Genomic DNA, 16,144 nt, shown 5'->3' with positions numbered 1-16,144 from the left:
CGCTTTTTTTATGGTTTCTTCCTATTTTCAATAAATTTGTTCCGCTCGCCGCCATCGGATAGCTCCTCGGAAAACTCTGGCGTCTTTCCAAGAAGATTGGATGTTTTGATTGTTTTCGGGGGAAGATTATTATTCGGCGCCCCTTGTTCGTTCCATTTCGCCATATGATCACCCCATGTCCGGTTTTCCCTAGTATGCCGCGAATCAGTGGGTGCCATGTATAGAAACAGGAATTTTATGTTCCTTTATAATTGCTGAACACTACGGATGTACCCAATACGCCTTCAATACGTATGAGGGAGTCGGAAATGGTTTCGTTTTGGCCGGGGGTGTCGCTTTCAATTGTTACCATGATCTTATTATTTTCCTCTATATGTCGGACGTCTACGCCTTTTATTTTACTAATCGCGATTGCCGCTGATAAAGCCTTGCCTTCGATTGTATCAACGTATAATCCGGATACGACCATGCTCTCGCCCCCTTCCTGGCTAAATGAAAAACCTATGCACTCATATCGTATAGGACCATAAGGCTGATTCATAGATGGAATCCGATATGTTAACATTTCATTCAAAAAGTTATGGCGAAATGATTATTTTTTCAAAAAATGCTTTAAACATCATGTCAGCAGAAAAAAGGCTTCCCGCGTATTTGCTAGAAGCCTGAAAACGTATATTTTGTTTACATTGCTTTTAAAACTTAGATTTTTATCAGTACAATGCCTAAAATGGCCGATAGGACGCCGACCAGCTGATATGCGCGGATTTTTTCCTTAAAAAGGATGCATCCGGCAAATACGACAATTAAACAATTGAGGCTGATTAACGGGAAGACAATGCTTGCGATTCCGGTCTTCAACGCGAAAAAATAGCTGCTGTAGCCTGCAATGCTGATCAAGCCGATGATCGCACCCAATTTCATTTCTCGTTGCCTTGCCCGTTCCTTTCCGGCAAGAATGATGATCAATAAATAGATGCAGCCACCGCCATACATTGAAACGAGTATGCTGATAGAACTGATGCCCATGGTCGATGAAAGCTTCATCAGGATTCCAAGTGTCCCAAATGATAAAACAGCGAGGACAATCCTGTAAATCCAGGCATAATAATCGGACTTACCTTTTCCGCTTACCGGAGTATACTGGATTGCGGCAACAGATGAAAGGATAATCAGGATGCCGCCCCATTGCATTGGGCTGATATGCTCATGGAAAATAATAGCCGCGCTTAGGACGGGAAACACAGCATTCGATGAAATGATTGGCGAAGTCAGGCTCGCAGGCCCCTTCTCATAAGCTTTCGACATCTGAATATTTCCATTCGCATTCAAGATCCCGATTGCCGCGCCGAGCAGGATGGATAGAAAAGAAGCTTTTAGCCCTCCGGCTGCCATTCCGTATCCCAGCGACAGTAAAAAAGCGGTTACATAAAAGAAAAATTGCAGCAAAACTTTGGAATATCCTTTTCCGGTACTCCATTTAAAAATTGCGTTATTGACCCCGAAACAAACTGTTGTCAGGATCGCCCCCATGAACCACATGCCGAGCCTTCTCTCTTAAACTATGTAATGGTTTAAACCTATTTAAGTATAGTAAATGAAGAGAGAAAAAGCGAGAGCAATTTATTTAAAAATTTATGAACATTACTTGCCTTCCTTATCCAGCTCTTTAAATGCCTGTTGAAGATTCACCTTAATATCAACATTCCTGAAATCAATGCCCATCTTGATGACCGTTTGGGCAATTTCTGGCCGGATTCCTGTAAGGATCGATTTGACGCCGAGCAGTTCAAGCGCGCTGATAACCTTAAACAATTGGTCGGCCACCATCGTGTCGACGATCATCACGCCCGATAGGTCAATGATCAGCATTGTCAGCTTAAGCTTGACAGCTTCCTGGAGAGCCTCCTCCATAATCAACTGAGCCCTTTCCGTATCGATGTTCCCAATAAGGGGAAGGATCGCGATTCCGTTCATTAGCGGCACAACAGGGACAGAAAGCTCAAGGAACGCGGTTTTCGATGCATCGAGATTCTTCTTATAATAATGAACATATGTAAGGCTAAAACAGTAGACCGCATGATCCAGGAGCGGATCGATTTTCCTGGAGACAGCAAAAACTGTTTTGATGGACAAGTTGTGTTTCACAATTTCCTCTTCCAAAACATCTCTAATAAAAGCCCGGTAATAGCTCGTATCCTTCAGTGCCTCATCAAGTGGGATTCCCAAGCCATATATATATTCGCCTGTTTCTTTTCCCCATTTTTCAATCCGGCGGTATGCTTCTTCCTCGCTTACCCCGTCGGTAAGGGATTCGGCGAACAGTGATATGAAATTGGCCCTTATCTTAATGATCTCTTCCTCATTTATAATAGAGGATATAAGCTGCCTCTGCTCGAATGAAGCCTCCGATAGCCTGATGTCATGTACTTTTCTTGCAATATCAAACCTCCGCCCGGACAATTTTTCCCCAAGAAGATTTACCTCTTTTTCCATAAAAGCCTCCAAACAATTAAATTATTATATATGTTACAAGCATTATGGAAGTTTCACAAATAATTCGATTTTTTGACCACTTTTTAGGAAGTGTAAGGAAATTATTTTACAATTAATGTTTTCATATATTGTTCACAATTACCTAGTAAACCGCCATGAACTTCTATGGTAGAATAGCGTTGACTTCAAAAGTGTGACAAATATCACATTATGTAGCCTGACTATAATTTAAACAAACGGTATCGGGCATTCAAAGTTATGTTTGTGATTAATTGAACATAATTGTTTTCTAGAAAAGGAGATGAGAAAGTGAACAAGGTTAAGGGCTTCATCGTATTCTTGCTCTCTGTTTTCACTATTTCCATGTTGGCAGGTTGTGAAAACAAGCTGGTTGTATTTGATCCGCAAGGCCCTGTCGCCAGGGAAATAACGGGTTTAATCAACTACTCGATTGTCCTAATGCTTCTTGTCGTGTTTGTTGTGTTTGCCCTGTTCATTTATATTGTCTGGAAATACCGCGAACGCAAGGACAATATGGGATATGAACCGCCAGAGGAACATGGGAGCGTTGTACTTGAAACCATATGGACCGCTATCCCAATTATCATCATCATCGCATTGACAATTCCGACTGTAAAAACAATCTATGCGACCGAAAAGATACCTAAAGGCTATGAAAATAAAGAGCCTCTTGTTATTAAAGTTACATCTGCTGATTGGAAATGGATCTTCAGCTATCCGGAACAGGGAATAGAGACAGTCAACTATGTCAATATCCCTGAAGACAGGCCGATTGATTTCAAACTCACCTCAGCAGGAACAATGAACAGCTTCTGGATTCCGGCTCTCGGGGGACAAAAATATTCGATGGCCAAAGCGGAAACCCAGCTATATCTTGTTGCTGACCACCCAGGCTCCTACGTTGGGAAAAATTCCAACTTTAACGGGCAGGGCTTCGCTGAACAACAATTTGAAGTACAGTCAATGACCCATGAAGATTTCGACGAATGGGTGAAGGAAGTAAAGGAAACAGCTCCGAAGCTGACTGAAAAAGAGTACTATAAAAAACTTGAGCCTTCACACCTTGGCCGGGAAACGTACTCCAACACGCATCTTGAATGGGTTGACCATTCCGACAGCAATTCGAAAAACTATCTGAATCCGGAAATGTATGACCGCGGCCACGGATGGCCAGGGAAAATTTTCGAGGATGAGAACAATTACAAAAATAAAGATGCAAAGACCGAGGAATCAGGAAATAACCATGACGATGGTTCCCACTCAACAGAATCACACGGAGGTGACCATAGTGGGCATTAAATGGGATGAATTTTTTGTAACTGGCGACCCGCTTATCTTCGCATCGCAAATTGCGATTGCGTTAACCGGCTTTGGCATTGTGGCCGCCCTCACCTATTTTAAAAAGTGGAAATGGCTGTGGACCAACTGGCTCACAACGGTTGACCATAAAAAAATCGGGATTATGTACATCCTTGTCGGAATCCTGATGTTCTTCCGCGGCGGAGTCGATGGCATCATGATGAAAGCCCAGACAGCCGTTCCGGAAAATTCCTTCTTGAATGCGCAGCACTATAATGAAGTATTTACGACACACGGCGTAATCATGATTTTGTTCGTAGCGATGCCGCTCTTGGTCGGCCTTATGAACTTTGCCGTCCCGCTTCAAATTGGCGCAAGGGACGTCGCGTTCCCGCAGCTTAACGCGCTCAGCTTCTGGCTGACTTTCAGCGGGGCGATGCTTTTCAACATAAGCTTTGTGATCGGCGGTTCCCCTGATGCTGGCTGGACTTCCTACTTCCCGCTCGCAGGGAAGGAATTCAGCCCGGGAATCGGGAACAACTTTTATGCTGTAGGTCTGCAAATCGCCGGGGCAGGTACGCTGATGACTGGAATCAACTTTGTCGTCACCATCCTTAAAATGCGTACGAAGGGCATGACCTTGATGAGGATGCCGATGTTCTCCTGGACAACGTTCATCACTTCGATCATTATTACAGCAAGCTTCCCGATCTTTACGGTCGCACTTGCGCTTATGACATTTGACCGTGTTTTCGGAACGCATTTCTTTACAGTTTCGGGCGGCGGGATCGATATGCTTTGGGCGAACTTGTTCTGGCTTTGGGGCCACCCGGAAGTTTATATTGTTGTCCTGCCGGCATTCGGGATGCTGTCAGACATCATTTCAACTTTTGCGAGAAAAACACTTTACGGCTATAAATCAATGGTCGCTTCGATTGTCATGATTTCCGTATTGAGCATGCTCGTCTGGGTCCACCACTTCTATACGATGGGCAACAGCCCGGCGGCCAACTCGATCTTCTCGATTACAACAATGGCAATCGCGATTCCGACCGGGGTTAAAGTATTCAACTGGCTATTTACAATGAGAAAGGGCCGAATCAAGTTTACAACGCCGATGATGTGGTCACTCGCCTTCGTTCCAACATTCGTCATTGGCGGGGTAACCGGAGTTATGCTTGGTATGGCGGCAGCCGATTACCAGTACCATAATACATTATTCCTTGTGGCGCACTTCCACTACGTATTGATTCCAGGGGTTGTGTATCCGATTTTTGCCGGATTGTACTACTGGTGGCCAAAAATGTTCGGCTTCATGCTGAACGAGCGAATCGGCAAATGGCATTTCTGGCTGTTCAACATCGGCTTCAACTTGACATTCATGCCAATGTTCTTCCTGGGCCTTGACGGTGCGGTACGCCGGGCGTACACCTATTCTCCGGAAACAGGCTTCGGGCCGCTGATGATGCTTTCCGCTATCGGCTCGATTATTCTTGCTGCAGGCTTCGCGGCGCTTTGCTACAACATTTACTATAGCGCGCGCAATTCAGAACGCAACATCGGCAACGACCCTTGGGATGCAAGGACGCTCGAATGGGCGACCGCTACACCAGTCCAGCATTACAATTTTGCCAGCATTCCTGAAGTGAAAGGCCTTGATGCTTTCTGGCATATGAAAAAGAACAATGAGATTCAACCCTTAAAAGATTCAGAAGTAGAAGAAATCCACATGCCTAGCAGTTCCTGGATTCCAATTTACATGGGCGTTGTCTTCGGCATATCGGGCTTCCTTCTCGTCTTCGAATGGACAATCGCAGCAGGTGTTGCCGCACTTGGCATATTTGCAGGAATGGCTTTCCGTTCATTTGACTATAACGACGGCTACCATGTCCATAAGGACGAAATCATTGAAACCGAACGCAAGTGGAGAAAACTCGGCAAAGGAGTGAAGAGCCATGTCAGCTAATGCAAACGCGGCATTGCCGCTTGAACTGCAGACAGAGCAAAACAGGATGAATATCCTTGGCTTCTGGATCTTCCTTGGAGCTGAAATCGTCCTCTTTGCTACCCTATTCAGTGTATACGGGGTATTGGGCCACCGCCATGCGGGCGGCCCGACCCAGCAGGATATCTTTATCATCCGGGACGTGATGATTCAAACGTTCCTTCTATTAACAAGTAGTTTCACCATGGGAATCGCCATTTTCGAAATGCGCAGAAGGAATATGAAAGGGATTGTCCTCTGGTTAATCCTTACACTCCTTCTCGGCGGTGGATTCCTGTTCATGGAGATCCGTGAATTCATCCATTACGTCCATGAAGGCGCGACCTGGCAGACAAGCGCGTTCCTATCCAGCTTCTTCGTCCTTCTTGGAACGCACGGCCTACACGTGTCAATCGGTATCGGCTGGGCAATCCTTTTGATCATCCAGCTTATGAAACGCGGCCTGACGCCGATCACTGCGCGTAAAACGTTCATTTTCGGCTTATACTGGCACTTCCTTGATGTCGTTTGGATTTTCATTTTCACATTCGTGTATTTAGCAGGGTTGGTGAATTAAATGAATCATCATGCGAATCGTTTTCCTATCAGCCATGTCATTGGATTTCTCATGTCGCTCCTCCTGACGGTCGGGGCTGCATGGGTGGCACTCAAGACCTCCCTTCCACCTAAGGCGATCATGACGTTTATCGGCGCGCTTGCATTCGTGCAGGCAGCCATCCAGCTGTTCATGTTCATGCACTTAAGAGAAGGTGAAGACCGCAAGGCGAATGTCATCAACATGGCCTATGCATTCTTCCTGGCCATCGTTATCGTGGCGGGCTCCATCTGGGTCCTCACTTCCGGCCACTCGCATTAATATTAAGTTGTTTTTTTAAAAAAGCAGGCTTCCCGCTAGGTAACGGGTTCGGTTTTGAAGTACAAAAATTGAATTAGCAGTGCTTTTCGCAAGGTTATTCACAGTTGAATTAGCAGGTTCTTTAGCAGTCAAATTAGATTACAAAAAAGCTCAGAGCATAAATGCCCTGAGCTTGCTTTATATCAGTATGTTGTTGAACATTAGCACCCGTATGTTTAAGTAGATTTATTCACAAACTTTGATTCATTACAGGAGTGTTGCCCCGTTTTAGGTTGTTATTATCAACGGCGTGAGAAACATATGCAGTAGACAAACGGATTAAGTGCTTTTCCCGTATACAATCAAAGACTATGGCATTCAGGCAAAACTGCTTGTTCTCTATTTTGACAGAAATAACTACTCTAAACACAGAAGTTTTGAAGGAATACCTTATCATTCAGCCACTGCCTAAAAGCCATCCAGTATGGTACACAGGCCTTAATTTATTTTCACAGAAAAGAGCATTAATCCCTTCCTGGTCAACGCCAGAATAAGGAAAATCAAAGAGCTACTGTTTCCTAACAATTTTTTTATTATTAGGCTTTGTTAAATAGTATTGTTGTTTTTCAGGTAAAAAATATGGGAACGTCTGATTTGGACGTTCCCGTTCTTATTCCGTTAAAGCACCCAGTTAATGAAATATGGTAATTTATTTATGATAATCTTACCAGTGTACTTGAAGTTTATTACCATTTGGGTCATAAAAGTGGAAAAAGGCATGACCATTATCTTCTTTTATATCCTCGACCTTAACTTGATTATCAATTAAGTGTTGATGAAATTTAGATAATTCTGGACTTGTAAAGCCAATGCTAAAGGCAGGTTTATTATCAATTGTAAAATGTGCAAATGTATCATCTTCAGTAGGAACTAAAGTAATCAAAAAGGGTCCTTCATTAATTTTTAAAATCGCAAACGGATCTTCAGTAATAGTTAATAATTGAAGTCCTAACACATCCTTGTACCATTGTGCAGACTGCTCTAAATCTCTAACAGGGATTCTAATATAATGTACTTGTTCAATGAATGATTTACTCAAAATTTATCTCTCCTTTATTTAATTGGATATAAAATATCAAAATCAAATGTCTGAACCTCATGAGCTGGTACTTCAAAAGGATTAAATGAGTCAAGTCGATTTGGTTCAAGAGAAAAAGCATCAGTACCAATATCAATTTGGTAACCTTTTTCTCTAATCCATTCACTCAAATAGGTATATCTACGATCCATCTCTGCCCTACTGAAACAACAGCAATCGATTTTAGCATACTTTCTTTTGGGTATAGTCAAGCATATACACTCCTGAGGTGTATGAGCAATATCACTCACTTTAACTCCTATCCAAAGCTCAACTGTTCCATCAGATTGCATCATATCCCCTTGATTATAAAATACAATACCTTCATTTCCTTCCATTGTTAATGAACGATCAGAAGATAGTATTTCCTTTAGTTTTTTCCATCCTTTTCTGACTTCCTGCCCTGCCTCAAAGTTTTCCATGCGACCTTTAACTTTTAAAGCTATCATGTTAAACGGTTCAATAGTAACTGTATTAACTTCTAATTTTCTACTTTTTTGATGCTTCTCTCGTTGGCCCAAAAGAACTTGCAATGATTGTGGAGTTCGTTGAGGAAGATAATCTTCTAAAGGAAAAATGTTTCTTACAGCTCTGTCACCCATACAGTTTGCTCCTTTTCTATAATAGGTAAATAGACTCGTACACACACGTTATTGTCAGACGAACTTACATAAGAGGATTGATATTGAGCAAACCACTGTCTAGAATCATCTAGAATATATTTTTCACCACTTACAATCCAGCGGTGAATGATTTCTAAAATACCAGTAAGTGTTCCGTATGACTTTGTTTCTACTACAGCGAATAACCCACCATCCAATTTCTTTTGATTAATTTTATGAGTGGTAATATCTTCATGTCTGAAATAATTGGTAATGCCATATTCACACCAATGCTCCAATTCATTTTCAGCATCATAGTTGTATGAGAAGTAAAGCAAGCAATTAGAATAGTCTATAGATGGATTTAATTGTAACCATTCAGAAAAAGTTTCATCAGCCTTCTTTTGGCAATCATATCCGTAAATCCTACTATATGCCACACAAAAAGATTCCGTTTCCTCTACTTTAATCAGTTCAGGTTTTAACTGGCGTTTAATTGGCAAATATAGTTTCATTCGAACAAGTTTCTCATTAAAGGTAATGTACTCTTCCAAATAGGTATGTGAACCTTCAGTAAACGAACTTTTAGGTAACCACTCTGAATAAATTTGATTCCATAATGATATAACACTGTAATCGCTAGTTGATGGTGTGACACCTACTGCATACATTCCACCCTGAATAGTTTTAATTTGCATCCCGGCTATTGAGTTAAAGATAGGCTCTTCAAAAGAAATTATTATTTCATATGCATATAGTTTTGATTTCTCATCCAAAACTTCATCGAATTCTATATTTCGTCCAAAAAGCCTCATTTTTTTCTGGTCTAAATCAGATTTTTTAATTAGCTTTTGAAATACTATAAGTGCATCCTTTTCAATTCCATCTAATAGGTTTGATTTATGTATATAACTTAATACAGTCATTTCATTCAGTTGAATTACTTTAATATTTGGATATCTATCGAACAGTTCCCGTCCCTCTAAGTAATTTATTTTTTCGTATAAATTAATCCGATCGAAACTAAAGAACATATCAGATTCTTGATATACTTTCGGAGTAATTCCAACTATTTTCTTAAATGACTTTGTAAAAGAAGCCTGTGATTCAAAACCAACAATAAGTGCAATGTCCAAGATTGATCGCTTTGAGTATTTTAAGTGGTCTGAAGCGATGCTGATTTTTCTTTTACGCATGTAGTCTTTTACTGGATACCCAGTAAGAGAGTAAAACATTCGGTATAAATGCGGGAGTGACATGGCAGCTTTTTTTGCAACTTCTTCTAACTCTATTTTCTCTTCGATATTTTCCTCTATAAAATCTATTGCTGCTTGAACACTAACTAGGTAATTCATTATTCACGACCTTTTTAAAGATACTCTAGCGATCTTCTGTAAGAACTCCTCTTTGTTGTAACTATATCAAAGATACAGACTTTATTTTTGTCCTTTTTTATCAAAATCTGTGTTGCTTTAATACTCTATTCTTAAATCTAAATTTTAACATAAATATCCAAACAAATTCTTACCCTTAATCATGAATTATAAAATGTTTTCACTAAATAAGGTTGTTATTTGTTGCATAGTATACGTCTCTATGTGCAATGATGACATGCTTCTTCAACTAACATGGCCCATTTGTTTAATAAGGAATTCAACAATAGGTGCTTATTCCTTCTTGGATCAAAGCACCCGTTACTTTAAGTGTAGAACTTCACAATCAACTTGTAATAATCTTATTTATAGATTGTTACCGTTATTTTCAATTACATTAGTTATCTTTTGGGCTATATCCACACATTTGATACTCTCTGTTACCCCCGCTCTATCGGACAAAGCGGTGTTCCAAAAGGATAAAAATATCCGTTACCCCACCCCATCCAATGACCTGCCTAAACATAAATTAGGGGAAACCCCAAACATGGTTTCCCCTCATCACATATCAAAATGATTAAATGGTAATTTCTATATCCAATGCCCCGGTTTTTAATCTGTTAAAGGGGGTGTGGCTTGCTGTTTGGTTTGCTTTGATTCCAACCATCACCTGGGTGTGGGAAGCAGATCGAATATAATAATATCCCATCACGGTTGATCCTGCTACAAGCCCCCCGGAACCCGCATCCATCACTTTTACGAAAGGGGTCGTTCCTGATGGCACATTTTTTAAATTGACTGCCAGCCCATACGTATTCGATACGATAGAATTGACAAATTGAATGCCGGCTTTGTAGGTAACAACTCCATTCCCGGAATTGGCCGCGATTCGAAATGCAACGGGCTGCCCTTGAATAGGCTGATAGGCTGCGTTACCGCCCGTGAGAGTATTTGCAAGAACGGTTCCGTTTGTTTCAGCTGTTAATGGTTCCCCAATTGTGCCAAGCCGAACTGTATTCCCAAACGCCCCGACTTTATCACAATTCCAGAGCTTAATTCCATTTTTAGCTGCTGAATGCGGAAGCTTGACGGTATTGCCTGACACCGTTCCTTCCTGAAGATTTCGCACCATGATTCCAATCGGGATAGCTGAATCCTCTATCTCAACCTCATTATGGCTGACGTTGCCCGAATAGTTAGGCTGTGTGGCCACGGAATAACCGCAATAGATGGCACAAGGGTTAAAGGCAGTAATGGTTTTATCAAGCTGGTCTGGAACTCCATGGATTATATTTCCCTCTATTGATACTCGGTCAAATGCTCCTACAAAAATGATACCGTATGTCCCGAAGCATTTTTTTATATGATTGTTTTTCACTAAAGCATTCAATTCCTGGGTTGCTTTGGTACCTCCCCTTGCCCCTTCAAGTGCGATGGCTGCAAGTGGATTTCTCGCATATCCGCAATTGACCATTTTATTATTGGCAATAATGGAGTCCCGTGCGTATTGAGTAGAATTTACATATTGATAAAAAATCCCGCAGACCATGGAATCGGCTATAAAATTATCCGTTGCAATCATACCGCCTCCGGAATGGGCATCAATCCCCTTTCTTTTGTTGCCCCGTATGGTATTAGCGTGGAACAATCCATCCCGTGCTTTTGAATAGTTGGTGCCCACCATATTGATCCCATACCCGGGATCTACATAAGTATGGGTTTTCGAGGCGTTTGGATGGCCTGCCCGCTCAATGAGGCAATCGATGACTTCCGGCCGGTCAACAGCTGACATGGCAAAATTAGCTGAATAATTATCATGGCCATAGCAATTGATAAATTTGATATCTGAATTATCACTATAACCTAAATTAGCTGGAAAATAATCGCCCAGGTGGCCAATAAGGAACCCCGCATAATTAAAACCGTAACTTTCACATTTTTCAAGGGTGATCCGCCTGCACCCCCGGTGAATCAATATTCCAGATCCAATATTTCCTATAAACCCGCCACCAAACGTTCCGAAAGGAATTCCATCATTTTTTAATTTCGCACTGGTATCAAAGCTATTGTTCTTATAGTAATTCCAATAACCCGATGTTGGATAACCTCCTGCCGTGGTACCCTTTTCTCCATAACCGGTTACTGGATCCAACGGAGGAAACTTGCCGTATCCTTTTGTTTTCAGTCCTTCAATGACGATGTCTTCACAAAGCTGAAGTTCCAATATTCCCTGTGCATGAGTGCGAGTTTCAAACGTAGCACCCCAGGCACTGATCCTTATATTCTTCTTCCCCCTTAGCAGCAGGCAGGGCTGGTCATTATTCGGGAAGTCGGTTAATGCCTTATTTTTTTCTACCCAGTAAAGGCCAGGGGGGATAACGATGGTGTCCCCAGTTGCCGATTTATCAAATAACGCTTGTAATTCGGCGGTCGACTGCACCCTGCCCGTAGGATCGCCCGCCTGCAATGTGATACTGGACATATAAGCTGATAAATCCTTATTGTTAGGAGGAGTCATCTTACTTTGTTCCTCATTTGCAAAATCCATTTTCTCACCTCTTTGCAAAAAATTCTATATCCGTACCAGGTCTGAAAAGCCTTCAGGCACCCTGTTCTTCTTAGATATGATATTTATATGCTTGTTCAAAATCAGAAGTATAGGCACTTAAGAAATAAGCAGGAGGAGTTTACACCTATTTATTTGCCGAAATACCACTTTTCTTCTATGTAAAAAGGGCCCAGCTCAAAAGGGCAAGGCGTTTTAATCTGCTTTACAACCTATGATGGATATATAAAAATTTATTTTCCTCCAAACATTGAATAATTGGTGTATGGTAATGTCCTGTAGATTCAAGAATTACCGCCGGTCTAACCCCAGTTTTCTTCTCTATTCCTAAAAACCTGTAACCCCTTAGGAAGTTCCTTATATGCCTCCTTAATTAAAGCTCAAGATCTTATATTCGCTTCATTCATTAAACCGCACCGTTTGTTCAATAACAAAGGATTATACTTCTTCAAGCAGTTCCTCCAACCATTGTTCATACCATTGGAGAAGTAGCTTTATTTATGTTAAGTCCATCTTTTGTAATTCTTCTATTGAATAGGTATTAACTAAAAATAAATCCCACTGGCATTCTATATCACCAGCTATTAAAAGGACGTGTTCTGTATTTTTAGACACTTCATCATCTTCAAAGATTATTGTGAAATTATCGCACCACTGAGCAAAATCGTAATCAGAAAAGTTGTTTTTGCCTTTAATTATTTGAGTCAATAACACAATTAAATTTTCATAGATATAGGGTAGGTTTATAGAGGTACTATTCAAGTTGAAAAAATTCGCCATATAAGACTCCCTTTAATGAGTATCGTTTGTTCAACATTACTGCCCCGTATGTTCAATAAGGAATTTAACAAAAAAGTGCGGAAATCCTCATTGAAATAATGTGCTATGAATTAAGGGTAACACCTATTCCTGTTATCTATGTTGGTAATCTAATACTTTCACCTTAAAGCCGTGGCTACATCCAATTTTAGGACTATCACAAGATGGAGAAACTCTTACTTTAACCAGGTCTTCTGTATATTCAAATGGTTTATTGTTACCTTCGGGAACATGAATTCTTAAGGAAATATCATAAGAATGATTGTTGTTATAAACAATATTAACAATCCTCTGTTGCTGCCAGCCAAAACCAGAAGCTTCTTTTCCTCCATATTCTTTTATTACCCTTTTATCAATAGCTGGAAATATAATATCTCGGATAATATCTTCTGGTGTAACATACCAGTCATTTGCATACGGTTTAATTTCCTTTGGGTCTGGGGGTTTAGCATAAACCAAGGTATCTGTGGCGAAAATTAATAAAATTGTAAAGAAAACAATCATTTTCTTCAAGATGCTCACTCCAATTTTTTTTTCATTTAGGTTTCGCATCTTCATTTAATATTTTTTATAACAAACCAATCCTCGTCTCCAAACCCGTCTGTTTCGCTTGTTCAAATAAGACCAAAAATAAGCCAATTTAATGTTCAACTATCCTGCACCGTTTGCTTAATAAGGAACTCAACAAAAATAGCGTTAATCCTTCCTGGATCAACGCACCCTATAGTGTAAGTATTTTTCTTCACACACATCATTGCAAATCATCGTTAAAAGGGTTTCCTTAGATATGAACTTTTTTAATTACAAATTTTGACTTCTCCCCCCTATCTCACCTTACCATGAAATAGTATATTTAAAAAAACTGAAACTTTTCACCTTATATCCTTCTCTAAGAGTAAAAGGAGGTAAAAGAGTTGGATGAGAATAATTTAATCAGAAAAGCCGTTCAAGGCGATTCCGAAGCGTTTGAACAGTTGCTGGTTGAGCATACTGATCGCCTTTACAGAACGGCATACCTGTATGTCAGGAATCGGGAAGATGCCCTGGATGTCGTACAAGAAACGGCCTACAAAGCATTTTCCTCTATCAGCCAGTTAAGAAACGAGCAATATTTCTTAACTTGGGTCACAAAGATTCTTATTAACTGTGCTTATGATGTTCTAAAGAAAAGAAGAAATGAGATTTCATCTGAAAATGAAGTCGTAGCCATTTCTAATGTTAAGGATGACGAGGAAAAGCTGGACCTCGCTGCGGCGATCGGTAAATTGCCAGCCAAACACCAGACCAGTATCATCCTTTTCTACTACTTTGATATGAGCCTGAAGGAAATAGCCACTAGCCTGGAAGTCCCAGAAAATACGATAAAAACATATTTAAGCCGCGGGAAGAAACAATTGCGAAAGTTATTGGGAGGGGGCTACTTTGATGGACAAAGACATATTCTTTAACCAATTAAATAAAGTTGAGGTGCCAAGGGAGGAAGTGTTGCAGTCAATAAAATTAGGGGTTAGCCGAGCAGTCCAAGAAGGTGAACAGCCCCGGGCCAAGCGAAAAAGGAATCGGTTTTTAATTCTTGCTGCCTGCTTGTTAATTGGCATTCCAACAACCGCTCTTGGGGCAGTCAAAGTTTATGATATGATTGTCCATAAACAAAATTATGAAGTAAATATTTCCGTTTTGAATACCGCCTCTAAAAAGAGTAACGAATGGTATAAGTTGAAAGTTGCCAATTTACCAGAAAATATGGTAGCAGACGACTCTACTGGAATGAAATACTCCTTTAAAGATAACTATGCAAGGGGTGGCTTTTCATTCATTCTCTGGAAACTCAGGGAAAATTCAGATTTCTCAACTCTATACTCAAACAGTTACGAAAACAGGGAAATAAACGGAAGAATAGCGGTGATTGTCAATAAAGACACTGGCAACGATAATTTAATGTTTAACAAACAGGTATTTCTCTTATTCGAGGAAGAAGGGATGATGTTAGAAAGTTATATTGGTGCCGATGTCAGCGAAGAACAAATGTTGAAAGTTATAGGGAACATTTCACTTGAACCAACATCAAAGGAAAATGCATCAATGACTGTAGATTATAATGACTCCCATTTTAGCAAAGTTAATGAACCTACGGAATCAGGGGTTATTCCTTTAAAGAAAAACAGCGAACAACTTTTTAGTGTAGGTCAAACGGTTCCAGTAACCATCAATCAGGGGGTTAGCGGAACCAAAAGAACTCTCGAATATGTCATACAAAAAGTTGAAGTCTTTGATTCAATCAAAGATTTTAAACAAGAAAACTTTAATGAATTGGGTCTCCAAATACTTAGCCAGAATAAGGCTTTAGATCCAACAAAGAAATTGTTACCGTACAGACGGGATGTATATGAAGTGGGAAATGGTAAGGATTCAATTGACCAATTAGTCGAGTCCAAAGTAGTAAATCTTAAATTTGTCTATTTAACAACGACAGTTAAAAATACTGGTGAACATGCAACTGAAGAAATCTATATGCACCCGTCTATACAAGTACTTAAAGCCGAAAAGAATGCATGGAACTATGCTGCAAAAGCTGGAATTAACGAAGAAAGTATTATGACGGGCGAAGTTGATTATTTAGCATCTCATGGAACAGGAAAAGGATTTTACAATATTGGCAGCATCCAACCAGGCCAAACGAAGAAGATTAATTTAGGTTATTTTGTTGATGAGGATAAACTGGATTCAATCTTCCTAGATGCTTTCTATTACGGTGGAGTTGCTAACAATGAGGACATGAATGCGAAAAATCGTTGGTGGATTGATATTCGTCAAAAGTAGGTAACTTGAGGGTCTCTTCCAAACAACTTAAATCCCCGTCAGCAAAAAAAGCTAAGGGAACTTCCTAACTGGTTCGATTTTCGAATAAAAAATTGTAAATTAGCAGTGCTTATTGCACAGAAATTCGCAATTGCATTAGCAGACACATTAGCAGTAAAATTAGCACGTAAAAA

Annotated in this window: 16 protein-coding genes; 6 read left to right on the top strand and 10 right to left on the bottom strand. The window is 40.3% G+C overall.

Annotated elements, in window-relative coordinates:
- Positions 1–8: 8 nt before the first annotated feature.
- The 4 genes from DRW41_RS22840 to DRW41_RS04175 form a co-directional block, all read right to left on the bottom strand.
- A complete protein-coding gene (locus tag DRW41_RS22840; RefSeq protein WP_181884400.1) occupies positions 9–164 on the bottom strand; it encodes a hypothetical protein in 156 nt (51 codons plus the stop codon).
- A gap of 71 nt (positions 165–235) precedes the next feature.
- On the bottom strand, positions 236–469 hold the full coding sequence (locus tag DRW41_RS04185; protein WP_181884399.1) for a chaperone NapD: 234 nt from the start codon (positions 467–469) through the stop codon (positions 236–238).
- A 230-nt stretch (positions 470–699) separates the two neighbouring features.
- Positions 700–1,539, bottom strand: coding sequence for an EamA family transporter (locus DRW41_RS04180; RefSeq protein ID WP_115450680.1), 840 nt, complete (start codon positions 1,537–1,539; stop codon positions 700–702).
- Between the two features lie 102 nt (positions 1,540–1,641).
- Positions 1,642–2,493: an STAS domain-containing protein gene (locus DRW41_RS04175; protein ID WP_115450679.1), complete on the bottom strand. Its 852-nt coding sequence runs from the start codon at positions 2,491–2,493 to the stop codon at positions 1,642–1,644.
- A gap of 363 nt (positions 2,494–2,856) precedes the next feature.
- Between DRW41_RS04175 and qoxA the strand changes: the two genes are divergently transcribed.
- The 4 genes from qoxA to qoxD are packed head-to-tail and all read left to right on the top strand — an operon-like array spanning position 2,857 to position 6,674.
- Positions 2,857–3,813 carry a cytochrome aa3 quinol oxidase subunit II gene (qoxA, locus tag DRW41_RS04170; RefSeq protein ID WP_115450907.1) on the top strand — a complete coding sequence of 319 codons (957 nt, stop codon included), beginning with the start codon at positions 2,857–2,859 and terminating at the stop codon, positions 3,811–3,813.
- On the top strand, positions 3,803–5,779 hold the full coding sequence (qoxB, locus tag DRW41_RS04165) for a cytochrome aa3 quinol oxidase subunit I (protein WP_115450678.1): 1,977 nt from the start codon (positions 3,803–3,805) through the stop codon (positions 5,777–5,779). The genes qoxA and qoxB overlap by 11 nt, the downstream gene beginning before the upstream one ends.
- Positions 5,769–6,374, top strand: coding sequence for a cytochrome aa3 quinol oxidase subunit III (gene qoxC / locus DRW41_RS04160; protein ID WP_115450677.1), 606 nt, complete (start codon positions 5,769–5,771; stop codon positions 6,372–6,374). Before qoxB ends, qoxC begins: the two co-directional genes overlap by 11 nt.
- A complete protein-coding gene (qoxD, locus tag DRW41_RS04155) occupies positions 6,375–6,674 on the top strand; it encodes a cytochrome aa3 quinol oxidase subunit IV (protein ID WP_115450676.1) in 300 nt (99 codons plus the stop codon).
- Positions 6,675–7,377: 703 nt separating this feature from the next.
- Here qoxD and DRW41_RS04150 read toward each other — a convergent pair.
- From DRW41_RS04150 to DRW41_RS04125, 6 genes are all read right to left on the bottom strand, one after another.
- Entirely contained in the window at positions 7,378–7,752 is a 375-nt protein-coding gene (locus DRW41_RS04150; RefSeq protein ID WP_115450675.1) for a VOC family protein, read from the bottom strand.
- A gap of 14 nt (positions 7,753–7,766) precedes the next feature.
- On the bottom strand, positions 7,767–8,393 hold the full coding sequence (locus DRW41_RS04145) for a GyrI-like domain-containing protein (RefSeq protein WP_115450674.1): 627 nt from the start codon (positions 8,391–8,393) through the stop codon (positions 7,767–7,769).
- Positions 8,375–9,748, bottom strand: coding sequence for a helix-turn-helix domain-containing protein (locus tag DRW41_RS04140; protein WP_115450673.1), 1,374 nt, complete (start codon positions 9,746–9,748; stop codon positions 8,375–8,377). Before DRW41_RS04140 ends, DRW41_RS04145 begins: the two co-directional genes overlap by 19 nt.
- Positions 9,749–10,343: 595 nt before the next feature.
- Positions 10,344–12,314 (bottom strand): right-handed parallel beta-helix repeat-containing protein, encoded by a 1,971-nt coding sequence (locus DRW41_RS04135; RefSeq protein WP_115450672.1) that lies wholly within the window; start codon positions 12,312–12,314, stop codon positions 10,344–10,346.
- 516 nt (positions 12,315–12,830) lie between these two features.
- Positions 12,831–13,112 carry a hypothetical protein gene (locus DRW41_RS04130; RefSeq protein ID WP_115450671.1) on the bottom strand — a complete coding sequence of 94 codons (282 nt, stop codon included), beginning with the start codon at positions 13,110–13,112 and terminating at the stop codon, positions 12,831–12,833.
- 132 nt (positions 13,113–13,244) lie between these two features.
- Positions 13,245–13,655 (bottom strand): hypothetical protein, encoded by a 411-nt coding sequence (locus DRW41_RS04125; protein ID WP_115450906.1) that lies wholly within the window; start codon positions 13,653–13,655, stop codon positions 13,245–13,247.
- 410 nt (positions 13,656–14,065) lie between these two features.
- On the opposite strand from DRW41_RS04125, the gene DRW41_RS04120 reads away from it, so the two are divergent.
- The gene (locus DRW41_RS04120) at positions 14,066–14,599 is read left to right on the top strand and encodes a sigma-70 family RNA polymerase sigma factor (RefSeq protein ID WP_115450670.1); all 534 of its coding nucleotides are present in this window, start codon (positions 14,066–14,068) and stop codon (positions 14,597–14,599) included.
- Entirely contained in the window at positions 14,577–15,971 is a 1,395-nt protein-coding gene (locus DRW41_RS04115; protein WP_115450669.1) for a DUF4367 domain-containing protein, read from the top strand. The genes DRW41_RS04120 and DRW41_RS04115 overlap by 23 nt, the downstream gene beginning before the upstream one ends.
- The last annotated feature ends 173 nt before the right edge of the window (positions 15,972–16,144 follow it).

Source organism: Neobacillus piezotolerans (genome assembly GCF_003362805.1).
Classification (GTDB): Bacteria; Bacillota; Bacilli; order Bacillales; family Cytobacillaceae; genus Bacillus_D; species Bacillus_D piezotolerans.
Note: the sequence above shows the minus strand (reverse complement) of the source record. Positions and strands in the feature narration are given on the sequence as shown.